The 21,791-nt window shown below is 67.5% G+C and carries 21 protein-coding genes and 1 pseudogene; 12 read left to right on the forward strand and 10 right to left on the reverse strand.

What is annotated here, in order from left to right:
* The 7 genes from ACAM49_RS29395 to ACAM49_RS29425 form a co-directional block, all read right to left on the reverse strand.
* Window positions 1–517, reverse strand: a 517-nt coding sequence (locus ACAM49_RS29395; protein ID WP_369638799.1) for a thioredoxin domain-containing protein, incomplete at its 3' end; no start/stop codon positions are given.
* Between the two features lie 544 nt (window positions 518–1,061).
* Complete coding sequence (locus ACAM49_RS29400) at window positions 1,062–3,419, reverse strand: SpoIIE family protein phosphatase (RefSeq protein WP_369638800.1); 2,358 nt, start codon at window positions 3,417–3,419, stop codon at window positions 1,062–1,064.
* Entirely contained in the window at window positions 3,419–7,666 is a 4,248-nt protein-coding gene (locus ACAM49_RS29405; RefSeq protein ID WP_369638801.1) for a HAMP domain-containing protein, read from the reverse strand. The genes ACAM49_RS29400 and ACAM49_RS29405 overlap by 1 nt, the downstream gene beginning before the upstream one ends.
* Window positions 7,667–7,810: 144 nt before the next feature.
* The gene (locus ACAM49_RS29410; protein ID WP_369638802.1) at window positions 7,811–8,149 is read right to left on the reverse strand and encodes an STAS domain-containing protein; all 339 of its coding nucleotides are present in this window, start codon (window positions 8,147–8,149) and stop codon (window positions 7,811–7,813) included.
* 181 nt (window positions 8,150–8,330) lie between these two features.
* Window positions 8,331–9,185: a SigB/SigF/SigG family RNA polymerase sigma factor gene (locus tag ACAM49_RS29415; protein WP_369638803.1), complete on the reverse strand. Its 855-nt coding sequence runs from the start codon at window positions 9,183–9,185 to the stop codon at window positions 8,331–8,333.
* A gap of 147 nt (window positions 9,186–9,332) precedes the next feature.
* Entirely contained in the window at window positions 9,333–9,677 is a 345-nt protein-coding gene (locus ACAM49_RS29420) for an STAS domain-containing protein (RefSeq protein WP_369638804.1), read from the reverse strand.
* A gap of 30 nt (window positions 9,678–9,707) precedes the next feature.
* Window positions 9,708–10,142: a hypothetical protein gene (locus ACAM49_RS29425; protein WP_369638805.1), complete on the reverse strand. Its 435-nt coding sequence runs from the start codon at window positions 10,140–10,142 to the stop codon at window positions 9,708–9,710.
* A gap of 319 nt (window positions 10,143–10,461) precedes the next feature.
* Between ACAM49_RS29425 and ACAM49_RS29430 the strand changes: the two genes are divergently transcribed.
* Window positions 10,462–11,418 (forward strand): anti-sigma factor RsbA family regulatory protein, encoded by a 957-nt coding sequence (locus tag ACAM49_RS29430; protein WP_369638806.1) that lies wholly within the window; start codon window positions 10,462–10,464, stop codon window positions 11,416–11,418.
* Window positions 11,419–11,457: 39 nt separating this feature from the next.
* Window positions 11,458–11,958 (forward strand): LmeA family phospholipid-binding protein, encoded by a 501-nt coding sequence (locus tag ACAM49_RS29435; protein WP_369638807.1) that lies wholly within the window; start codon window positions 11,458–11,460, stop codon window positions 11,956–11,958.
* Window positions 11,959–11,979: 21 nt separating this feature from the next.
* Here ACAM49_RS29435 and ACAM49_RS29440 read toward each other — a convergent pair whose 3' ends face one another.
* On the reverse strand, window positions 11,980–12,480 hold the full coding sequence (locus tag ACAM49_RS29440) for a MarR family winged helix-turn-helix transcriptional regulator (protein ID WP_369638808.1): 501 nt from the start codon (window positions 12,478–12,480) through the stop codon (window positions 11,980–11,982).
* Window positions 12,481–12,547: 67 nt separating this feature from the next.
* On the opposite strand from ACAM49_RS29440, the gene ACAM49_RS29445 reads away from it, so the two are divergent.
* Genes ACAM49_RS29445 through ACAM49_RS29455 form a run of 3 tightly spaced genes read left to right on the forward strand, consistent with a single transcriptional unit; the run spans window position 12,548 to window position 14,785 of the window.
* Complete coding sequence (locus ACAM49_RS29445) at window positions 12,548–13,228, forward strand: hypothetical protein (protein ID WP_369638809.1); 681 nt, start codon at window positions 12,548–12,550, stop codon at window positions 13,226–13,228.
* A 33-nt stretch (window positions 13,229–13,261) separates the two neighbouring features.
* Window positions 13,262–14,074 carry an SGNH/GDSL hydrolase family protein gene (locus ACAM49_RS29450; protein WP_369638810.1) on the forward strand — a complete coding sequence of 271 codons (813 nt, stop codon included), beginning with the start codon at window positions 13,262–13,264 and terminating at the stop codon, window positions 14,072–14,074.
* Window positions 14,075–14,083: 9 nt separating this feature from the next.
* Window positions 14,084–14,785 carry a hypothetical protein gene (locus tag ACAM49_RS29455; RefSeq protein WP_369638811.1) on the forward strand — a complete coding sequence of 234 codons (702 nt, stop codon included), beginning with the start codon at window positions 14,084–14,086 and terminating at the stop codon, window positions 14,783–14,785.
* On the opposite strand, the gene ACAM49_RS29460 is transcribed toward ACAM49_RS29455, so the two are convergent.
* Window positions 14,751–15,353, reverse strand: coding sequence for an alpha/beta fold hydrolase (locus ACAM49_RS29460; protein WP_369638812.1), 603 nt, complete (start codon window positions 15,351–15,353; stop codon window positions 14,751–14,753). The two genes, ACAM49_RS29455 and ACAM49_RS29460, sit on opposite strands and share 35 nt — an antisense overlap.
* Window positions 15,354–15,477: 124 nt before the next feature.
* Between ACAM49_RS29460 and ACAM49_RS29465 the strand changes: the two genes are divergently transcribed.
* On the forward strand, window positions 15,478–16,398 hold the full coding sequence (locus ACAM49_RS29465) for a LysR family transcriptional regulator (RefSeq protein WP_369638813.1): 921 nt from the start codon (window positions 15,478–15,480) through the stop codon (window positions 16,396–16,398).
* Between the two features lie 104 nt (window positions 16,399–16,502).
* The gene (locus ACAM49_RS29470) at window positions 16,503–17,660 is read left to right on the forward strand and encodes a serine hydrolase domain-containing protein (RefSeq protein WP_369638814.1); all 1,158 of its coding nucleotides are present in this window, start codon (window positions 16,503–16,505) and stop codon (window positions 17,658–17,660) included.
* Here the strand turns inward: ACAM49_RS29470 and ACAM49_RS29475 are convergent.
* A complete protein-coding gene (locus tag ACAM49_RS29475; RefSeq protein ID WP_369638815.1) occupies window positions 17,622–18,035 on the reverse strand; it encodes a hypothetical protein in 414 nt (137 codons plus the stop codon). The genes ACAM49_RS29470 and ACAM49_RS29475 overlap by 39 nt on opposite strands.
* Before the next feature lies 1 nt (window position 18,036).
* On the opposite strand from ACAM49_RS29475, the gene ACAM49_RS29480 reads away from it, so the two are divergent.
* The 5 genes and pseudogenes from ACAM49_RS29480 (at window position 18,037) to ACAM49_RS29500 (ending at window position 21,698) form a co-directional block, all read left to right on the forward strand.
* A complete protein-coding gene (locus ACAM49_RS29480; RefSeq protein WP_369638816.1) occupies window positions 18,037–18,930 on the forward strand; it encodes a helix-turn-helix domain-containing protein in 894 nt (297 codons plus the stop codon).
* Complete coding sequence (locus ACAM49_RS29485) at window positions 18,914–19,126, forward strand: DUF397 domain-containing protein (protein ID WP_369638817.1); 213 nt, start codon at window positions 18,914–18,916, stop codon at window positions 19,124–19,126. Before ACAM49_RS29480 ends, ACAM49_RS29485 begins: the two co-directional genes overlap by 17 nt.
* A 206-nt stretch (window positions 19,127–19,332) precedes the next feature.
* The gene (locus ACAM49_RS29490; protein ID WP_369638818.1) at window positions 19,333–20,301 is read left to right on the forward strand and encodes a fatty acid desaturase; all 969 of its coding nucleotides are present in this window, start codon (window positions 19,333–19,335) and stop codon (window positions 20,299–20,301) included.
* Between the two features lie 83 nt (window positions 20,302–20,384).
* Window positions 20,385–21,031, forward strand: a pseudogene (locus ACAM49_RS29495) (hypothetical protein).
* A gap of 25 nt (window positions 21,032–21,056) precedes the next feature.
* Entirely contained in the window at window positions 21,057–21,698 is a 642-nt protein-coding gene (locus ACAM49_RS29500; RefSeq protein ID WP_369638819.1) for a maleylpyruvate isomerase family mycothiol-dependent enzyme, read from the forward strand.
* The last annotated feature ends 93 nt before the right edge of the window (window positions 21,699–21,791 follow it).

Consider the following 21,791-nt stretch of genomic DNA (forward strand, 5'->3'; position numbering starts at 1 on the left):
CCCCCTCCGGCAACCCCGCCGTCTGCTGCCGCAACGCCTCCCCCACCTGCGCCGCCGCCGTATTCACCTCATCCCGCCGATTCCGCCAAGTCTCATCCACCGCCGTCAACAACTGCGTGAACGAGGGCATCCCATGCCGAGGCGTCTTCGGGTAATACGTCCCGCAATAAAACGGCTCCCCCGAAGGCATCAAAAAGCAGGTCATAGGCCACCCACCCTGCCCCGTCATAGCCACCGTCGCGTTCATATAAACCGCATCCAGATCAGGCCGCTCCTCCCGATCCACCTTGACGCACACAAACTTCTCGTTCATCAACGCGGCCGTAGCCTCATCCTCGAACGACTCATGCGCCATCACATGACACCAGTGACAACTCGCATACCCGATCGACAACAGAATCGGCACATCCCGCTCCGCCGCCTCCGCCAACGCCTCGGCATCCCACTCCCGCCAATGCACCGGGTTCCCAGCATGCTGACGCAGGTAAGGCGATGTGGAGCTGCCCAGTCGGTTCATAGCCCCAGCCTTCCACACTTGACGAGGACCCGCCCCGACCCTTTAGACCTGGTCGCCAGACCAGGGTACGAAGGTGTTGCTGGTTCTCAGCAGCACGACAAACGCACGGCCTCGAGATCTGGCGCGGCCAGCCGCACATCCATCAGCCCGGTGGGGCCGGACACCTTGGTGCCACGGAGATCCCGATCCGACCATGTGATCTCCGCGCTGGTCGCCCGCAGTCACCAGACCAGCCCGCCGCGACGCGGTCGGCGGCGAGCACCGATGCGGCATACCTGACACCCGATATCGCCATCGGGCAATTGTGTCTTCGACAGAAGTCTCGGGTCCGATATGTGAAGCACCCCAAACCATTCACGTCGGCTCGGACATTGATCGAATCGGCCATAGGCTCAGTTCGCCCGCACCTCCGCAGCGGGCTGTGGACAGCGTCGTCCGCGCCAGGTACACACCGGGTGATCCTGCCCAATTCCCTCCCGGTGTGTACCCACCTGCGACGGCGAATCGCCCGGGCTCTACCGCATGAACTCTGACCCCCAGCCGGTCAGCTGTGTGCGCTGCAGACCTGGAGGCCGACTACGCACATGTCGTCGTCGCTGTCGGCGTCGCTGTTGCCGAGGAGCTGGTCCAGGCGGTCGTCCAGGCAGCCGTCGAAGTGGGCCGATTCGGTCAGTAGGCGCTGGACGCAGTCGTCCAGGGCGCGGCCTCGGCGTTCGATGAGGCCGTCGGTGTAGAGCAGGAGGACGTCGTCGGCTTCCAGGCGCAATTCGCCTTCCTCGTATTGGGTTTCGGCCACCGCGCCCAGGATGATGCCCTCGACCGGCGGGAGGGTGGTGGCCGCGCCCGCGCGGACCAGGACCGGGGGCAGGTGTCCGGCGCGGGCCCAGCGCAGGATTCGGGTTTCCGGATCGTAGAGACCGCAGACGACCGTGGCGAAGATGGTCTCGTCGGGCTGGTGGGCGACGTGGTTCAGCCAGTTCAGGATTTGGCCGGGTCCCGCGCCGGTGGCGGCCAAGCCGCGTAAGGCGTTGCGCAGCACCACCATTCCGGTCGCGGCGGCGATGCCGTGGCCGACGATGTCGCCGACCGACAGGAGAATCTGCTTGGAGGCGAGTACGACGACGTCGTACCAGTCGCCGCCAACCAGGTGGTCCTGCTCGGTGGGCCGGTAGCGCACGGCCGTCCGCAACCCGAAAATCTCGGTGGCGGGCTGGGTTTCGGGCATGATCGCCATTTGGAGTCGGCGGGCGAGCTGACTCTGTTCGGCCGCCTGCTCCTCGCTCTGGGTGAGCCGGTCGCGGGTGGCCGACAGGGCGATCTCGGTCCAATGCTGGGTCGAGGCATCCTGATACACGCCGCGAATGGCGAGCAGGCTGCCCGCGGGGTCGAGGACCGGTTCGGCGACGATCCGCACATGCCGGAAGCCGCCGTCCGGCCGGACGATCCGGAAAACGGCCGAGTCCACCCGTCGATAGCGCAGTACCGTGCGCAGGAACCGTTGTGCCGCTTGTGAATCCGAAGGGTCCACATAGAGGGGCAGCTGACCGAACGGGATCGGGTCGGCGGTCGGCTCCAGCCCGTACATCGCGAAGATGTGCTCACTCCACACGATCTCGCCGCTGGTCGCGTTCTCCTCGAAAGCGCCGACCCGGCCGAGCCGCTGCGCATGCCGCAACAGCGCGGCCCAGCGTTCCGCCACGTCCCGGATTCGCCACACCACCAGTACGGCGTTCCCGTGGCGGCCGATGCTCAGCCCGGCCGCGACCGATCGCGGCAGTCGCCCGGACAGCTCGGTGAGCGTGACGGGATCGGCGCGATAGCTCGCACCGGTGGCGTAGACCCGCTCGATGCGCTCGAACAGGCGCTCCCGGCCGACGGAGATCGGATACGCCTCGGTCAGTGACGCGCCCTCGATCAGCTCACGGGGTCTACCCGCGGGATCCAGAAAGCACGTATTGAGATGGTGGATTCGGAAATCGACCAGCGCGCCCGCGGCGTCGTACGCGGGTAGCAATACCAGCGCCGGATCGAAGAGGTCGTCCGCCAGTCGCACCGCCTCGGCGGGCCCGTCCGCACCGGGACCGAGCTCCCCACCCGGGTCCGAATCCAGTGCGTAGGAACACAATTTGGCCAGCGCCTCCAGCTGCCGACGCATCCGGGGCGGATAGTCCGCGACCGGACGCGGCCAGCACACCTCGAGCAGGCCGACCAGCCGCCCGCCGACACCGACCGGCAGCACGACCCGGCCACCGCCGCCCCCGGCGATCGAGGGCAGACCAGTCTCGCCGATATCGTTGAGCCACAGCGAATCCCGCCGCACCAGCGCCCGCCCGGCCGGGGTGTCCACCCCCGGCGGCACATATCGCCACCGCCGGGCCTCGGATTCGCCGATCCCGGCGAATCCCCGCAAGGTCAGCGATCCGTCACCGCCCGCGCCCCACAGCGCGATCGCCGTGGCCCCCAAGGGCGAGGCCGCGTGTTCGAGCATCGATTCCGCGACCTGCCGAGTGTTCGCGGCGGCCAGCGCCCCGCTCTCGGTGGTGCGCAACCGGACCGCCTCGGACCGCGCGGGTGGCGTGCCCGGCGCGAATTCGCCCACCGCCGTGCCGATCTCGTCCCCCGCCACCTGGTTCACCAGATCGGCGGCGAACTCCAGCCGGGTCAGCCCCGCACGCTCGGACAGCAGGTCCAGCTGCCGCACGGCGTCCGCGGGCGCACACCGAAACCTTTCCACGAGAATGCCTTTGGCCATCTCGATCACCGCACGCCCGTCGGCGCTCGCGCGCGCCGCCCGGATCTCGGCACGCAGGCGTTCCACCGTGGCGGCGATTCGGGCGAGTTCAGGCCCGACTTCGGGGCCGACCGCCGGTACCGGTTCGCCGCCGTGCTCGGAATCGGCCATCAAGCACTCAGCCAACGGCGGATGCACGCCAGCAGGAGATTCGCGTCGACCGGCTTGGTGACATAGTCGTTGGCGCCCGCGGCCAGGCTCTTGTCGCGGTCGCCCAGCATGGCCTTGGCGGTCACGGCGATGATCGGCAGCTCGGCGTAGCGCGGGATCTCGCGAATGGCCGCGGTCGCGGTGTACCCGTCCATCTCGGGCATCATCACGTCCATCAGCACCAGATCCACCTCGGGATGGGCGACCAGCTTGTCCATGCCCTCGCGACCGTTCTCCGCGTGCACCACCTTCACGCCGTGCAGCTCCAGAATGCTGCTGAGCGCGAACAGGTTTCGGGCGTCGTCGTCGACCAGCAGCACCGTCCGCCCGGACAGCTCGCCATCGGGCACCTCGGGCGCGGCGACCACGGCCTCCTCGCGCCGCACCAGCGGCAGCACGTCGCCCGGAGCGTCCGCGGTGACATGCAGGGCGATGCGCTCGCGCAGCTCGTCGAGGCTGGTCAGCAGCTCCAGTGGCCGATGCTCCGCCCGCTCCTGCAAACGCCGCTCCTGCTCGCCGTCGAGGCGGCGGATGTGCGCCAGCACCGGCACCCCGGCCGAGGCCGGATCGTCGTCCATGAGGTCGAGGAACCGCAGCGCCGTCTTGCTGGACATATCCAATTCCAGTACGACGCAATGGAATACCTCGCCCGCCATGGCCGCGGCGGCCTCCCGCATGCCGACCACGCTCACCACCTGGACCTGCCCGCGCGGATCATTGCGATAGGCGAGATCGGCGACGGCGCTCTCGGCCACCAGGGTCAGCAGACCGTGCGGCCGTTCCTCGATGACGAGCAGCCGACGCTGCGGGGCCGGACCCGAGCCGCCCGCCGCCTCGGCCACCCCGACCGGCGCGGCATCGGGCTCGGCATGCGGCAGCTCCTGAAAGTCCGGGCGCGCCACCGGCAGATACAGCGTGAAGGTGCTGCCCTGATCGACCGCGCTCTCGGCGGTGATCGCGCCGCCGAGCAGATAGGCGATCTCCCGGCTGATCGACAGCCCGAGCCCGGTGCCACCGTATTTGCGGCTGGTGGTGCCGTCGGCCTGCTGGAACGCGCCGAAGATCGATTCGAGCTGATGTTCGGCGATGCCGATTCCGGTGTCCACCACCCGGAATGCCACGGCCGGGCCGTGGCGGCGCACGCCCGCGGGCAGCTCGGGCGCCTCGGCGGGACCGATCCGCAATTCCACCGACCCGGTCTCGGTAAACTTGACCGCGTTGGACAGCAGATTGCTCAGCACCTGCCGCAATCGCGAATCATCGGTGAGCAGATCCGGCGGCAGCCCCGGCAGCGTCACGATCCGGAAGCCGAGATTCTTCTGGGTGGTCAGGGGCCGGAAGGTGGCCTCGACGTAATCCAGCAGTTTGCGCAGCGGCACCCGCTCCGGCGAGACGTCCATCTTGCCCGCCTCGACCTTGGACAGATCGAGGATGTCATTGATCAGCTGCAGCAGATCCGAACCGGCCGAATGAATGATGCTCGCGTACTCGACCTGTTTGGCGGTCAGATTGCGGCCGGGGTTCTGGGCCAGCAACTGCGCGAGGATCAGCAGGCTGTTGAGCGGGGTGCGCAGCTCATGGCTCATGTTCGCCAGGAACTCCGACTTGTACTTCGAGGCGAGCGACAGCTCCTGGGCGCGGGTCTCCAATTCCTGTCGCGCCTGCTCGATTTCGAGGTTCTTGGCCTCGATATCGCGGTTCTGCATGGCCAGCAGCGCGGCCTTCTCCTCCATTTCGGCATTGGAACGCTGCAGCTCCTCCTGGCGGACCTGCAATTCCTGTGAGCGAGCCTGCAATTCGGAGGTCAACCGCTGGGATTCGACGAGCAGTTCATCGGTCCGGGCATTGGCGATGATGGTGTTGACATTGACGCCGATCGTCTCCATCAGCTGATCCAGGAAATCCCGGTGGATGCTGGTGAACCGATGCACCGACGCCAATTCGATGACGCCGAGCACCTGATCCTCCACCACGATCGGCAGCACCAGCAGATTGACCGGCGCGGTCCGCCCCAGCCCGGAGGAGATGGTGACGTAGTCGCCCGGCACCTCGTCGACGGCGATGGTGCGACGGCTGCGCGCGGCCTGCCCGACCAGCGACTGCCCGAAGGTGAAACGTCTTGCGCTGTCCGGCTGTTCGGGGCTGCCGTAGGAGCCGAGCAGCCGCAGCTCGGGCGGCTCGGCGGTCTCGTCGGCCAGATAGAAGGCCCCGAACTGGGCCGACACCAGCGGCACCAGCTCGTCCATGATCAGCTCGGCGACCACCCGCAGATCCCGCGGCCCCTGCATGAGCCCGGAGATGCGGGCGAGATTCGTCTTGAGCCAGTCCTGATCCTGGTTGGCCTTGGTGGTCTCGCGCAGGGACTCCACCATCGAGTTGATGTTGTCCTTGAGATCGGCGACCTCACCCGAGGCCTCCACGGTGATGGACCGCGTCAGATCCCCCTCGGCCACCGCGGAGGTGACCTCGGCGATCGCCCGGACCTGCCGGGTCAGGTTGCCCGCCAGCTCGTTCACGTTCTCGGTCAAGCGTTTCCAGGTGCCCGACACGCCCTCGACCTCGGCCTGACCGCCCAGCCGCCCCTCGGATCCGACCTCGCGGGCGACGCGGGTGACCTCGGCGGCGAAGGCCGACAGCTGGTCGACCATGGTGTTGATGGTGGTCTTGAGCTCGAGGATCTCGCCGCGCGCGTCGACGTCGATCTTGCTGGTCAGATCGCCCTGCGCGACGGCCGTGGTGACCTGGGCGATATTGCGCACCTGATTGGTCAGGTTGTTGGCCATGGAATTGACGTTGTCGGTCAAGTCCTTCCACGTGCCCGCCACGTTCGGCACCCGGGCCTGGCCGCCCAGCATGCCCTCGGTCCCCACCTCGCGCGCGACACGGGTGACCTCGTCCGCGAACGCCGACAGCGTGTCGACCATCGTATTGATGACCCCGGCCAGCGCCGCGACCTCACCCTTGGCCTCCACCGTGATCTTCTGCCCCAGATCGCCGCGCGCCACCGCCGTGGCGACCTGCGCGATGGAGCGCACCTGGCTGGTGAGGTTGGAGGCCATGACATTGACGTTGTCGGTCAAGTCTTTCCAGGTGCCCGACGCGCCGCGCACGGTCGCCTGCCCGCCGAGATTGCCCTCGGTGCCGACCTCGCGCGCGACCCGGGTGACCTCATCGGCGAACGAGGACAACTGATCGACCATCGTATTGATGGTCTCCTTGAGCTCGAGGATCTCCCCGCGCGCGTCGACCCGGATCTTCTGCGTCAGGTCACCGTCCGCGACCGCGGTCGTGACCTGGGCGATCGAGCGCACCTGCGCGGTGAGGTTGTCGGCCATGACATTCACCGATTCGGTGAGGTCCTTCCAGGTGCCGGAGACACCCTTCACATCGGCCTGACCGCCCAGCCGCCCCTCGGTGCCGACCTCGCGCGAGACGCGGGTGACCTCGTCTGCGAACGAGGACAGCTGATCGACCATCGTATTGATGGTGTTCTTCAACTCCAGAATCTCGCCCCGCGCATTGACATTGATCTTCTGCGTGAGGTCACCGCGCGCGACCGCCGTCGCGACCTGAGCGATGGAACGCACCTGCGCGGTGAGGTTGCCCGCCATGAAGTTCACCGAATCGGTGAGATCGCGCCAGGTCCCCGACACGCCCTTCACATCGGCCTGACCGCCGAGAATGCCCTCGGTGCCGACCTCGCGCGAGACACGGGTGACCTCGTCTGCGAACGAGGACAGCTGATCGACCATCGTATTGATGGTGTTCTTCAACTCCAGGATCTCGCCGCGCGCGCTCACCGTGATCTTCTGCGAGAGATCACCGCGCGCCACGGCGGTGGCGACCTGGGCGATATCGCGCACCTGACTGGTGAGGTTGCCGGCCATGGCGTTCACCGAGTCGGTGAGGTCCTTCCAGGTGCCCGACACCCCGGTGATCTCCGCCTGACCGCCCAGCCGCCCATCGGTGCCGACCTCGCGCGCGACCCTGGTCACCTCGGAGGTGAACAGCGACAGCTGGTCCACCATGCCGTTGAACACGGTGGCGATCTCGCCGAGCAGTCCGTCGGCGTCGTTCGGCAGCCGGGTGCCGAAATCACCGTCCCGGACCGCGGTCAACCCCGCCAATAGTTTTCGCAGCTCGACCTGGTCGGCCGACGACGCGACCGGCTGCGACGCTTGGCGGTTGGGCGACACGTCTTTCGTCATCACATCCCACTCTGACCGGCACGGCCGGGCGGGCCGTGGGCGGGGCGGCGAGGTGCTGGTTTGTGAACACCACAACCGAGATTGACTCTACGGGCCACCGCGCCACGACGCAGCAGACCCGTCCATAAGGACAGGTCTGTCCGTTCAGGCGCCTTCGTCCGCCCGGCGCACCACGCACGCCAGCGCGGCCTCGAGGGTGTCGAACAGCGGCAGCACCGCGTCCAGTCCGGTCACCTCGATCGGACGGCGGACCTGGTGCGATGCCACCACGAGAACCCCTTGGGGGCCGGTGGATTTCGACGCGACCAGCAGGGTGGTCAGCCCGACGGAACCCATGAACTCGACCCCGGACAGGTCCACCACCAGCTGTGCGCCCGGCACGGCGAGTTGCTCGAGCACCGTGCCCAACTGTCCGGCGGAGGTGCTGTCGATCTCACCGGTGGCCGAGACCACCTCGACGCCGTCGATCCGACTGCGCGTCACCACCAACAACGGTAGGGACATTCCGCTCTCGGCCACCCTCGCTCCTCGAAAGCCTCGCCTTCATGTGCCGCTGATCAGCTTCAGGGCGGATCAAGTGTACGACCGTCGCCCGTTCGGACAGACACGCTCGGGACCCGATTTTCGGCCGGATGCGGGAGCCGAGTTCGGGCGGGCGCCGGGCTCAGGCCACCCGTGCGGTCCGCGGTTCCCCGCCCGTGGCCCGGCTGCGCAGCTCATTGAGTGTTCGTGTCAGCAGACGCGACACCTGCATCTGCGAAACGCCTATGGCCCTGGCGATTTCGGCCTGGGTGCGCTCCTCACCGAATCGCATGACCAGGATCTCGCGTTCCCGCTCGGGCAGGGTGGCGAGCCCGGGCGCCGCGGCCAGGGCGTCCTCGATGAGCGCGTAGCCCGGCTCGACGGTCGCGCACCGGTCCAGCGGAGACGGCGCGACGCCGCCGTCATCATTGGAAACCGCTGGGGTATCCAGGGATTCGGCGTGGTAGCCGTTGCTCGCGATCAGGGCCTGGGTGACCTCGGCCAGATCGACCCGCAGTTCCGCGGCCATCTCGCGGGCCGTGGGCTGGCGTCCGAGCCGCTGCGTCAGCTCGGCGATCGTCGGCGCGATGCGCTGCTGCAACTCCTTGATCCGGCGCGGCACCCGCACCGCCCAGGTGCTGTCGCGGAAGTAGCGCCGGACCTCACCCATGATGGTGGGCAGCGCGAAGGACAGAAAGCTCGCGCCCTGGGAGGGATCGAAACGGTCCACCGCGAGGATCACGCCGACCGCGGCGATCTGGGTCAGGTCCTCGACGTCGACGCCGCGCCCGGCGTACTTGCGGGCGATGTGCTCGCCCAAGGGCAGACACCGGGCGATGATCTCCTCGCGCACCCGCTCCCGCTCATCGCTTCCGGCCGGGAGTTCGGCCAGCTCCAGCAGCCGGGGTTCGATGTTGTCGTAGGAATCGCCTGCGCCGCCCGCATCGCCGCCCTCGTGGGCCCGTGCTCCCGACCGTACCGCGTGTTCACTCGACATTGCTTTCCCTCACTTCGAGTTATCAGCATTTCGTTGATCTTCGAGTTACCCGGCCGGGGCGCTCGAAAACACACTTTCGAGAGCCTTATCACAGTCGAATCACGGTGAATATCAAGCAAATCGCCGATCGCCGCGGGGAGCCGATGCCTACTGTGCCAAAGCCTGGTCCAGGGTGTCGCTGAGCAGCAGCAGCTCGTCCAGTCCGGTGATCTCGATCGGGCGGCGGACGTGCGGGGACACCACGATGCGCAGCCGCTTCGGACTGATCTTCTCCGCCGCCTCGAGCAGGACGGTCAACCCGACCGACCCGATGAACCGCACGCCCGACAAATCGATCACCGGCGCCTCGACGGCGGCCAACGCCTCACTCAACACATCCCGCAGCTGCGCCACCGACGTAATGTCGATCTCGCCCACCGCGGACACCACCGCGGTTCCGTTCGCGCTCGCACGCGATACGGTCAGCAATCGCGGCATTCCGCTCTCGGTCAACGCCCACTCCCTCGATCGGCCCGGTCACCATCATCCCTCGTGTCGACTCCGCCGACGACTGAAACGTACTACTGTCAGATAGGAATACGTGTCCGCGCGGCCCGTACCCTCCCCGATGTCGAGCTCGTCGGTCACCGATTCCAACAGCGTGCGACTCAGACTGTCACCGCGCAGCAGGGCGCGGGTCCTGGTCAGCCCCGAGATCTCGACATCGATCTGATGCCGGTCATAGCGCAGCTCACAGGCGATCTCGGAGCCCAGGGCCGCGGCCATCACGAACGCGGTGGCCACCTCGTCGATCGCCACCCGCACATCGGTCACCACATCGATGGTGAAATCCGCCGTCAACAGCACGGTTTCGGCCACCGAGCGCAGCATCGGCAGCATCGCGGCCTGCGCGGCCACACTCACGGCGACCGTCCCGACCTGGGGGGACGGCTCGGACTCCGCTCCACCGCGAATCATCTCCGCCTTCCCCTCACCCGGCACACCGGGCTGGGGAAACCAACCGCGGGGTCCACTGTCACTTCGTTTCGATTGTCCCTGCATGGTGCCACTGCCTCCTACAGCGCGTCCGAACACTCTCCGTCGCTCTCCATGGGATTAACCACGACGGAGCTTTTCAACGCCTGCCCGCGCGATCTTGTCCGTCACCACAATGACCGGCTCCACCCGGCCCTACCCGGGCTTACCCGGCCCTGACCGGCGCGAGACCGCCCGCCCGGCGGCCGGGCGTAAACTGTCGCGGGAGTTGTCCTTGTGCCAGCGTGGAGGTGCTCGCCTCATGACCGCTTCCGACGAAACACCCAGCACCGCCGAGAGTTTCGTGCACCCCGCCTACTTCTACCGGGGTGACGAGGAGTACCTACACGGTACCGTCGGCTTCATCCGCGAGGGCCTGGCCCACGGTGAGCCGGTCGCGGTCTCGGTACCCACGGCCAATCTGGAACTGATTCGCGCGGCGCTCGGCGCGGATGCCGATGCGGTGCACCTGCTGGATATGACGGTCGAGGGCCGCAATCCGGCCCGGATCATTCCCGGCGTGCTGCGCGCCTTCGCCGACGCGCATCCCGGCACCCGGGTCCGCATCATCGGCGAACCGATCTGGGCCGACCGTTCGCCGCTGGAGTATCCGGCGTGTGTGCAGCACGAGGCGCTGATCAACGCGGCCTTCGCCGGTCGCGCCGTGACGATCCTGTGCCCCTACGACCTGGCCACGCTGTCCGAGCGCGCCATCGCCGATGCCTTCACCACCCACCCGACCGTGATCGAGGACAGCGGCGAAACCCTCAGTGGCGACTACGATCCCGACCGGATCGTGGCCGAGTACAACCGTCCGCTGCCCGCACCGCCCGCGACCGCGGAAACCCTGGCCTTCGACACCGCCACCCTGGCCACCGCCCGGCACTCGGCGGTCGCCTACGCCCGGCGGGGCGGCATGAGCGAGGAACGGGTCACCGATCTGGAACTGATCGTCGGTGAGGCCACCACCAATTCGGTGCTGCACGGCGGCGGACAGGGGGTGCTCGCCTTCTGGATCGAGGAATCCCAATTCTGTTGTCAGATCCAGGATTCCGGCCACATCACCAATCCGCTGGCGGGTCGTCTCCCCGCGCCGCTGCGGAGGCCCGGCGGGCGGGGTCTGCTGCTGATCAACCAGCTCGCCGATCTGGTCCGCCTGTACACCACCGCGCTCGGCACGACGCTACGGATTCACCTCCCGCTCGCCGCGGCCGCCTGACGCCGAGCCCCGGCGTCCCGCAGCTGACATCCTGTTGCCATGCGGACCTTGCTCATCGCGCTCATCGTCATCTGTGGACTCGCCGTCGCGGCGGACTTCGGGGCGGCCGCCTACGCCGACCACGCCGCCGCCCAGGCGATGCGCAATACCGCGAATCTCGGCTCCGACCCGAGCGTCGACATCACCGGCTTCCCGTTCCTGATCCAAGTGGCGCAAGGCAAATACGACAACGTCGAGGTGCGAGCGAACCACGTCGGCACCGACAAGTTCGGCTTCGTAGACGTCGAGGCGAATCTGCATGGCGCCGAAGTCCCCTTCGGCGACCTCACCTCACGCCAACTCCACAAGATCCACGTCGATCGCCTCGAGGCCACCGTCCGCTTCGACGCCACCCGCCCCCTCGTCCTGCTCGACGTCAGCGGCCTGCTCCCGTTCGGTGTGGTCCCCACCGGCCTGCACTTCAACAACGGCAAGGTCGTGGTGACAGGCACCGGCACCAACGTGACGGTCGATATCGACAAGCTGAAATCGAGCCGCTGACCAGCTCTGACCGGCCGGCGCTCAGCTCATCGTTCGATAGCCCGGGTGGACGCCCGGGGTCAGGGCGCGGGCGGCGACCAGTTTGGTGAGGAGGGTGGCGAGTTGCTCGTATTCCTCGTCACTCAGGTTTTCGAACATTTCCGTTTCGTGGGCGACCGCGAGGGTCGCCATGCGCGCGAGCAGCTTTCCACCCTCCGGGGTGAGGTGCAGTTCGTGATTGCGGCGGTCGCTCTCGCTGCGGCGCCGCGAAATCCAGCCCTTGCGGTCGAGTGGATCAATCAGGGCCACCACGCGGCTGGGCACCACACCCAATTCGGCGGCCAATGACCGCTGACTGCGGCCGGGCTCGGCCGCGATCAATCGCAGGATGCCGACTTCCGGTGGCGTGAGCCCGATTTCGGCGATGCGTTCGGCGAAGCGCTGCGCCGCATGGCCGCCCAACTGGGCGAGCTGGAAGGCCGCCGCTCGCATGGGGCGGTTCGGGTGCGCCCGCTTCGAATCCTCTTGCTTCGCATCGACCACGGGGTTATCGTACACATCAGCTAATCGTTCACTGTAGAGAACGATTCACTGATAAGAACGGATCGCCATGGCCGTAGCAGCCGCATCCCCCGTCGAGAAATCCGTCCGCCCCCTGGAACCGCCGCTCGGTGTGCTCGGCGCGGCGTTCGCGGGACTCTTCGTCGCCGGACTCGTCATCAGCACGATTCGCGCAGGTGGAAGTCCATTTCCGTCGCCGTTCGGAAATGCCGCCGACGCGCTCGACTACTTCCGCGACCACCCCTCGGCCGTGCGCACCGGCGCGGTCCTGCAATACGCGAGCGCCATCCCGCTCGTCCTCTACACGGCGGCGGCCGTCGCCCGGCTGCGGCGACACTCCGACGGCTTCGGCACCGCCCTCACCGCACTGGGCGGCGGCCTGGCGGCGGTGTTCCTGCTCTGCTCGGGCACGGTCAGCTGGGTGCTGACGGTGCCGGAGGTGACCGCCGACGCGGGCGTCGTGCGCGCGGTCCACACCCTCGCCTTCCTCGTCGGCGGCCCCGCGAACGTCATGGCGACCGGACTGCTCATCGCGGGCATCGCGATCAGCGCCGGACATCGAAATGCGCTCGGGCCATGGATGATCCGTATCGGCTTCGCCATCGCGCTCATCGCGCTGTGCACCACCCTCGCGCTGACCTTCACCGGCGCGGCGTTCCTGCTGCCCATCGCCCGGTTCACCGGCATGGCGTGGTTGATCACGGCCGGATTCCGGCTGCCCCGCTCGTAATCCCTTCCCCGCCAACGATTCACAGGAGCCGAAATGACGAACGATCTCATCGCCAAGCTGGTCCGCTTTCAGAAGCCCGAGCTGTCGCTGCCGTATCTGCGCGGCATCGAAGCGACGCATCTCGCGGCGCTCTTCGGCCTCGAAACCGACGAATACCTTTCCCTGCTGGAGGCTCTGGAGGCCCAGGCGCGGGCGTCGGCGGCCGATCTGCTCACCGATCCGGAGATCGCCGCCCAGGTGGACCGGCTGCCGTTCGCGCCGGGAGAGCGGGTGATCGCGCTCGGTGAGAGCAGCACGGCCGACCGGCTCTCCTGGTTCGAGATCCTGGGGCACCTGGTGCGGCTGCGGCGGCCGGGGGACGGCATCACCTTCACCAATCTGGCCGTGGCCGGAGCCACCACCACGCAGGTGCTGAAAAGTTCAGGGGCACTGGGCTTTCAGTCGCCGGACTGGGTGCTGTGCCAGTTGGGCGCGAACGACGCGCAGCGGATGGGCTCGGACGGCCCCCGAGTGGTAAGCGCCGACGAGACGGTGCGCAATGTCGACCTGCTGCGCGGGCGTGCGGCGACCGCACGCTGGGTGTGGCTCACGCCGACCGATGTGGACGAGTCCCTCGTGGCCGCGTTCCCACCCTTCCAGGCCGCCGGAATCAGCTGGCGAGCAAAGGATCTCGCGGAGACGGCGGCGGATCTGGACGCCCGGCCCGAGGTGGTGATCGACGTCCTCACGGCCACCCACCCCGAGCCCGGGCGACGGCTGTTCGAACCCGACGGCGTCCACCTCACCCCGGCCGGGCAGGTGGACGTGGCACGGGTCGTCGTGGCCGAGCTGGCCCGGCTGAGCTGAGGAACCACCATGCGAACCACCGCTTTTCTGCTCGCCGCATCGATCACGTCCGGGCTGTGCGCGGTTCCGGCCGCGGCCGCGCCCGCGGTTCCCGACGCGGGCATCGGTGTCACCGCCACCGTGGTCGACGATTCCGCCGTCATCACCATCGCCGACGGTGCGATCGTCCTGCGCGACGGCGTACTCACGCTCGAAGCACCGGGACACGCCGTGCTCGAGCAGGCCGAAATGTCGTTCCGCATCGACGATTTCGTATTTCCCATCGATGCGGTCGTGGCCGACCGCACGGTCACCCTCACCCCTCGGCTGGACCGCGAGCACGCGGTCTACACCCCCGTCGCCCTGCCCTATGAGGATTCCGCGAACTTCACCAGCGAGTATCAGCGGGAGGTCGCGGCGTGGGGCCGGCTGACGAGCACGGTCGCGCTCGGCGTCTCGCTGGGCACGCTCGTCGGCGGCATCGGCGGCGCGGCGGTCGGTTGCGTACTGGGCGCGGTGGCGGGCGCGACCGTCGCCGCGGCCACCATTGTCGGGCTGTTCGGCTCCTTCCTCCCGGCCGGTGCGATCGGCTGTCTCGGTGGGGTTCTCGCGATCGGGGCGCTCGGCACCGTCGCCGGTCAACTCCTGGTGTCCGCGCCGGTCGCGGTGCTCGCGGCGGTTCAGTACGTCACGACCGTCACCGCCCCGATGACGGAGCAGGTGACGCGTTGACCGGCAGGCAGTCCAGGGTCAGGCGGGTGGCTTCGGGGAGGTGGATGTGGTCGTCGGGGGTGGCGCCGAGGTGGCCGCCGGTGGGGAGGATGAGGGCGGTGGCGGAGAGTTCGCGGATGAGGGTGTTGACGTGTTCGAGGGGGTCGGGGGCGTTGACCGGGTCGTCGATGGCCTGGAGGACGCGGAAGGTGTTGGCCGCGCGGCGGATACGGGGCCAGTCGAAGCCGTCCTTGAAGAAGTCGGCGAGCAGGTCGTAGCCGACCTCGTGGACCGACGCGGACACCAGGACCACACCCGCGAAGGTGCCGGTGGCGGGGTCGTGTTGTTCGAGCAGGCGCAGAATGTTGACGGCGCCGATGCTGTGGCCGACCAGGACGGTGTCGCCGGTCGGGGCGGTCGCGGCGGCGGCGAGGGCCTCGCGCCACGGGCCGGGTTGCGGCGCTTCGGGTTCGGGCAGGTTGGGGATGACGACGTGGTGGCCGAGGGTTTCGAGTTCGGTCTTGAAGGTCGGGAACCACACGCTGTCTTCGCGTGCGCTCAAGCCGTGTGAAACCACGATCGTGGCCATGGATGCTCCTCTGTTCGGTGCGGCTGCTCCGCATGACTCCCGCAATCCTGCTGACCTGCACCGAGTTTGGAAAACAAGTATTCGGGGCCCGGTCACAAGCAGGGCTTGTGCCTACGATTTCCCCATGCCCCACCTCGATACCCAGCACGTGCGCTCGTTCGTGGCCGTCGCCAAGGAATCGAATATCACCCGCGCCGCCGCGCAACTGCACCTGACCCAGCAGGCGGTTTCGCTGCACATCCAGCAGTTGGAGCGCAATCTCGGGGTGAGCCTGCTGATTCGGACGCCGCGGGGTGTCGTGCTGACTCCGGCCGGTGCGGAGCTGGCCGCGGGCGGCGGGGAAATCCTCGCCGACCTGGACGCCCTGGGCCAACGCGTCCAGGCGGTGGCCAGACGGCAGGAAGGACGGCTGCGCATAGCTTGCTGCCCCTATGCGGCAACGGATTTCGCCACGACCATCGCCGATGCTCTCGAAATCAGCTTCCCGGGCCTGCAAGTCGACCTCCTGACCATTCCGGCCACCGAGGACGGCTGGCAATTGCTGCTGTCCGAAGCGGCCGACGTCGCCTTCATGTGGCCACCGATCGACCAGGACCCGTTCATGCGCGCGGACGTCCGCGCCGACACCCGCATGGTCGCCCTGCCGGAAGACCACCCGCTCATCGGACGCGAGTCGGTGACCCTGTCCGACCTCGCCGACGACCCGATCGTGAAGCCCGAGATGTTCCTGCCCGAAGACGCCGCCCGCCTCCGAGCGACCCCCGGCTCGATACGCGTCCCCATGCTCAACGATCTGCTCGACGCGATCCTGTTGGTGGCCCGCGGCCGCGGCATCCTCATGGCCCCCGAACCCTTCGCCCGGGCAGCCGCGGCCCCCGGCGTCCGCTGGCTCCCGGTATCCGACGCCCAGCCCGCCCACATGGCCGCCCTCTGGCTCCCCCGAGCCCCGATCGGCCTGATCTCCCGCCTGGTCGCCGAGGTCCGCGCCGTAACCGGCTGGACCGACGAGCCCGCCGATGGCGGCGTCGGCACGATGACCCGCTGATCGGTCGTGGTAGCACGTACGACCGCAGAGGTAGGGCCAATTCATGGGGTTATCCGGGGGTTACCGGATAGGCGCGGATGGGTCTCGTCCCTAGCGTCGTGGGTATGAGGATGTTTCGGGGTTGCGGGCGGTATGTCGTCGTCGCTGTGGCGCTGTTGGCGGCGGCGGGCTGCGGTGCGAGCACGGCGAAATCGGGGACGGACTCGGCGGTGCGCGGGCAGGTGTCCGATGCGCTGAACGAGCTGGTTCGTTCCGGGATGCCCGGGGCGCAGGCCGTCATCAGTGGACCCGATGGGGAGCACACCGTTACCGCCGGATCAGGCGACGTTGCCACCGGGGCGGCCTATGCCGAACATGCGCATTTCCGGATCGGCAGTGTCACCAAGACTTTCGTCGCGACCGTCGTCATGCAGCTCGTCGGGGAGGGCGCGGTCGATCTCGAGGCTCCGATCGAGCGGTACCTGCCGGGTGTGGTGCAGGGCAACGGGAATGACGGCAATCGGATCACCGTGCACCAGTTGCTTCAGCACACCAGCGGGCTCGCGGATTTCGCGCCGGAAAGCGGGTCGGAGCGGCTGCCGCAGCAGCTCGATCAGATGTCGGACGGCAAGGCTTACCGCGATTTCACACCCGCCGACCTGGTGAACATCGCTTTGAGCCTGCCGCCGCAGTTCGAGCCGGGAACCCAATTCCTTTACACCAACACCAATTACGTGCTGCTGGACATGCTGATTCAACGCGTGACCGGCGGGTCACTCGCGGCCGCCATCAACAGCCGCATCCTCGAGCCCCTGAGCATGCACGACACTTACATCCCGCTGCCCGGTGACACGAGCCTGCACGATCCACACCCCTTGGGCTACCGCAAGGTCGACGGCAAATGGGTCGATGCCACCGATACCGAGACGGCCTGGGCCGGCGCCGCCGGCGCGATCGTCTCCACCGGCGCCGACGTCAACCGCTTCTTCACCGCGCTGGTAACCGGAAAACTGCTTCCGGCAGCACAACTCGCGCAGATGCAACAGACGCTCCCCATGCAGTCCTTCGCCGAGATGACCTACGGCCTCGGCCTGATCCGATTCCAATTGCCGTGCGGCGCGGAGACAAAGGAACTGTGGGGCCACACCGGCGGCATCCCCGGCTTCAGCACCATCGCGATCGCCACCACCAAGGGAACCGCTGCGGCCGTCAGCGTCAACACCGAGCAAACCAACGAACAGTTCTCAACCACCTTCACCACCATCGCCTGCGCCATCGCCTGACCCGATCGCGCTGGGCCCCAGCGTATTCAGATACTCGATCGCTGCGAGCAGGCGCGGGCAAGGCGGATCGCAAGTGGCATGGATGCGGGCGATGCCCTCTGCGCGCTGCCGACTCAACGGCCAGATGAAGCCGCTCCCGCAGTTGTCGTTGACCCACTCGCGGGTACGCGCTGTGGATTGTTCGCCGATGTCCATCTCGATTCCTTCCGGAGAGAATTGCGGATCACCGTTGATGCTCACAGCGCGTTCGGCCGCACGATTCCTGATGCGGAAGATCTGATCCGGGATTTCCGAAAGCCCAGCACACCTCCCGATTTCGGTGCCACGATTGATCCAGAACGGAAGGTAGGGCCATCCCGGAACGGAAGGACACATCATGCCGAGCGTGGTTCAGACATTGCCGCTGCACCAGCTCGGCCGACGGCTGCGGCAGTGGCGTCAGGAAGCCGGCTACAGCCTGGAAATGGCCGCCTCGAAGATCCCGGTAATGAGCCAGACCGCCCTGCATCGCTTGGAAAAGGGTATGAAGGCCAAGCCCAATCCTCGCGACGTCCGAGCCATCTGCGAGCTCTACGGTGTCTCCGAGGACCTCATCGAGGGCGCGGTCGGTTTGGCTCTGCAAGCGGCTCAAAAGGATTGGTGGTGGCACTCTTACGGCGATCTGATCCCCGAGGGCTTCGGCGTCTACGTCGCCCAGGAGGCCGCTGCCGAGTCGCTGGTCTCCTACCAGCCGAATCTGATCCCCGGCCTACTCCAGACCCCGGACTACGTCCTGACCCTCATGAAAAGGGCTCTGCCGGACTCGGAGCCTGAGGAATGGGAGCGACGGGTCGAGATCAAGACGCACCGTAAGTCCATCCTGACGCGGCCGCACCCGGTGGCGATGGACGTGATTATCGGCCAGGCCGCGCTGCACCACCGCGTCGGGAGCGCATCGATCATGGCCGCCCAGTTGCGGCACCTGACCGAGATCAGCGCGCTGCACGACAACATCAAGCTCCATGTGCTGCCGTTCGAAGCCGGATTCCCCTGCGGCGTGAGCATGCCGCCGTTCGTCATCCTCGATTTCGGTTGCGGGCCCGATGGAATGCCCATCGAACCGCGCACCGTCTTCCTGGAGCACGTGATCGGCGGTCTTTACGTACGGAAGCCAGAGGACGTGGAGTCGTACGATCGGTCGTACCGCACCCTCGAGCGAGCGAGCTTGGACACCAGGGCAACTCAGACCTTGGTAACCCGGATGGCGAAGGAGTATGAGCGTGAACAGTGAACTATCCGAGGCGAACTGGTTCAAGAGCACCTACAGTCAGCCGCAGGGCGAGTGCGTGGAAGTAGCCTTCCTCCCCGATAGCCGTGTGGGCGTCCGCGATTCGAAGAACCCCACCGGCCCGGCCCACATCTTCCCCCCGCACGCCTGGGATGCCTTCACCGAGGCCGTCAGGTCAGGCAGGTTCGAACGCGGGTAAGCCGACTGCTCGGGATCGCACCGGGACCGCTACCACGGTCCCGATTACATGTCATACCAAGGTATTACGGCGAACGAGAATCTCGTCGATAGCTTCGAATCGTCTGCTCCGACTAGCTCTCAGGACGATTCATGACGATATCGGCTTCGGTTCCCGAGTCAGTTTCACGATCATCGCGGCGGGGTGGCGATGGCGATTATGCCCGCTTGTTGCGCCGGGTCACCGAGGCGGGATTGATGGACCGGCGGCCCGTCTATTACGCGGTCCGGTTCAGTCTCGTCGGCATCGCGTTCGTGGCAGGGTGGGCGGCGTTCTTCCTGGTGGGCGATTCGTGGTGGACGCTTCTGGTGGCGGCGTTCCTGGCCGTGGCGTGCGCTCAGGTCGCGCTCGTCATGCACGATGTCGCGCACCGGCAGGTCTTCCGGCTGCGGCGGCCGACCGAGGTCGTGGGCCGGATCGTCGGCAATGCCGGTATCGGGCTGGGGTATGGCTGGTGGCAGGACAAGCACACGCGCCATCACGCCAATCCGAACCACGAGGAACTCGATCCCGATGTCGCGCCCGACATTCTGGTCTGGTCCCAGCGGCAGGCCAGGAGTAGCCGGGGTCTGCCCCGCCTGCTCGCACGATCACAGGCCTTCCTGTTCTTTCCCTTGCTGATGCTGGAGGGCCTGAACCTCCATGTGGCCGGGGTCCGGGCGCTCGGAAATCGATCGGTCAAGCGCCGCGGATTGGAAGGCGCGCTGCTGTTCGGCCACTTCATCGCTTATCTGACCGCGCTTTTCGCAGTGCTGCCCGCCGACCAGGCCGTCGCGTTCCTGGTGGTCCACCAGGCGCTGTTCGGCCTGTACATGGGCTGCATCTTCGCCCCGAACCACAAGGGCATGCCGACCCTGACCGGCGACGACCGCCCCGACTACCTGCGCCGCCAGGTGCTGACCTCACGCAATGTGCGTGGCGGCCTGCTGACCGACCTCGCCCTCGGCGGCCTCAACTACCAGATCGAGCACCACCTGTTCCCGAACATGCCGACCCCGAACCTGCGTCGCGCACAGGTGATCGTCCGCGACTACTGCGCGGAACTCGGCGTCCCCTACCACGAGACGGGCCTGATCACCTCCTACCGCGAGGCACTGCGCCACCTGCACCACGTCGGCGCACCTCTCCGCGCCTGATACCGCCCGGCCTTGACAACATCCCATCAACCGTGAACAGTGATCACATAGCGATCGATGTTCGAGAAGGACGGGAGGCAGTCGTGGCCGAACTCTCCGCCCGAGCCCGCACGCTGCGGCAACGCATCATGTCGCAGGCGCGAAGCGTCGGGACCGCACCGTCGATCCGGGAGCTGCGCACGGAGTTCGGCCTCACCGAAGCGGAACTCGGCGGTGCGCTGCGCGACCTGGAGGGCGCGATCTGCGTCGCGTTGCAGGACGACGAGCACGCGAACAGCCTTGTCTTCCAAGACGAACCGCTGCCGAGCCCGCAACCGCCGCGCGGGGAGATCGTGTACGCGCGCCCGTTCGCGGCCTTCCCCAACCACTTCCGGGTCACCGTCGACGGCGCGCAGCGCTGGTTCGCCGAATGCGCGGTCGAGGCGTGCGCGCCTCCGAGGACGCCGCGGAGCAGTGGCGGCGCGCGCATCCGGAGATCCACGGAATCACCCGGGCTCCAGCGCAGATGGCCGCCCTGATCACCGAGCTGCTCGGGAAGGGCCGTCTCGACTACGACTATCAGCCCGAATTCTCGCTGGTGACCGTGCTGCGTGAGGGCCCGCGCTACGGGCTCACCCGCGACACGCGGCTGGGCGTTCCGGCGCCGGACCCGTTCTGGCTGCCGACACCGAGGATGATGGTGGAGTGGCGGCGGCGCGGGCTCGGGAACTTCTTCCGGCTCGGCCTGTGAACACCTGCCGACGGAGAGGATCGATATGACCGGGTGGACAACGCTTTTGGGCGGATACGACCTGCGCCCGCTGATCCGGCGGGAACGCGAGGATCTCGCGGCGCTGCTGCGGACGTTGACGCCGACCGAGTGGGAGACCGAATCCCTGTGCGCCGGTTGGCGAGTGCGCGATGTGGTCGCGCACCTGCTGCACGACTCGATGCCGACGGCGACCTATCTCGGCGACGGCGTGAAGGCCCGCGGGTCGCTCGATCGGCTCAATGCCGCCCAGATTCGGCGGGCGCGATCCTGGTCGACCGAGGAACTGCTGTCGCGAGTCGAGGCATCGGCGAACACCGGCCTCGGCGCGAAGCTAATGCCGCGACTATCACTGGCGGACTTGGTAATTCACCATCAGGACATTCGGCGTCCCCTCGGCCGTGTACGCGAGATCCCCGAGGACCGACTGCTCGCGGTCCTGCACAACCCGGACCCTTTCGCCGGTGCGCCGCAACGCATGCGGGGCCTGAAGCTGGTCGCGAGCGATGTCGACTGGCAGCACGGCGAGGGCCCGGAGGTCCGCGGCCCCGGCGAGGCCATCGCCCTGAGTCTCGCGGGCCGCGCCGCGGCACTGACCGATCTCCACGGCGACGGCCTCGAGACACTCCGCACCCGCGTCCATCGGTGAACCGTTCCCCGACAGACTTTCCGCCGGACCCGCAGGTCAGGGCTTCCAGTGGGGGTCACGGCCGGTGAGGGCGACGATGCGGTCGATGAGGGG

Origin of the sequence: Nocardia sp. JMUB6875 (assembly GCF_041154655.1) — a bacterium.
GTDB lineage: Bacteria > Actinomycetota > Actinomycetes > Mycobacteriales > Mycobacteriaceae > Nocardia.

Bases quoted from the DNA above. Each gene is read 5' to 3' on its own strand.
- ACAM49_RS29445 (WP_369638809.1), top strand. From the start codon at position 12,548: ATGGCCGTAGCAGCCGCATCCCCCGTCGAGAAATCCGTCCGCCCCCTG.
- ACAM49_RS29460 (WP_369638812.1), bottom strand. From the start codon at position 15,353: ATGGCCACGATCGTGGTTTCACACGGCTTGAGCGCACGCGAAGACAGC.
- ACAM49_RS29485 (WP_369638817.1), top strand. From the start codon at position 18,914: ATGAGCGTGAACAGTGAACTATCCGAGGCGAACTGGTTCAAGAGCACC.
- ACAM49_RS29430 (WP_369638806.1), top strand. From the start codon at position 10,462: ATGACCGCTTCCGACGAAACACCCAGCACCGCCGAGAGTTTCGTGCAC.
- ACAM49_RS29455 (WP_369638811.1), top strand. From the start codon at position 14,084: ATGCGAACCACCGCTTTTCTGCTCGCCGCATCGATCACGTCCGGGCTG.
- ACAM49_RS29450 (WP_369638810.1), top strand. From the start codon at position 13,262: ATGACGAACGATCTCATCGCCAAGCTGGTCCGCTTTCAGAAGCCCGAG.
- ACAM49_RS29435 (WP_369638807.1), top strand. From the start codon at position 11,458: ATGCGGACCTTGCTCATCGCGCTCATCGTCATCTGTGGACTCGCCGTC.
- ACAM49_RS29465 (WP_369638813.1), top strand. From the start codon at position 15,478: ATGCCCCACCTCGATACCCAGCACGTGCGCTCGTTCGTGGCCGTCGCC.
- ACAM49_RS29415 (WP_369638803.1), bottom strand. From the start codon at position 9,185: ATGTCGAGTGAACACGCGGTACGGTCGGGAGCACGGGCCCACGAGGGC.
- ACAM49_RS29405 (WP_369638801.1), bottom strand. From the start codon at position 7,666: ATGACGAAAGACGTGTCGCCCAACCGCCAAGCGTCGCAGCCGGTCGCG.
- ACAM49_RS29425 (WP_369638805.1), bottom strand. From the start codon at position 10,142: ATGATTCGCGGTGGAGCGGAGTCCGAGCCGTCCCCCCAGGTCGGGACG.
- ACAM49_RS29475 (WP_369638815.1), bottom strand. From the start codon at position 18,035: ATGTGTCCTTCCGTTCCGGGATGGCCCTACCTTCCGTTCTGGATCAAT.
- ACAM49_RS29400 (WP_369638800.1), bottom strand. From the start codon at position 3,419: ATGGCCGATTCCGAGCACGGCGGCGAACCGGTACCGGCGGTCGGCCCC.
- ACAM49_RS29480 (WP_369638816.1), top strand. From the start codon at position 18,037: ATGCCGAGCGTGGTTCAGACATTGCCGCTGCACCAGCTCGGCCGACGG.
- ACAM49_RS29500 (WP_369638819.1), top strand. From the start codon at position 21,057: ATGACCGGGTGGACAACGCTTTTGGGCGGATACGACCTGCGCCCGCTG.
- ACAM49_RS29470 (WP_369638814.1), top strand. From the start codon at position 16,503: ATGAGGATGTTTCGGGGTTGCGGGCGGTATGTCGTCGTCGCTGTGGCG.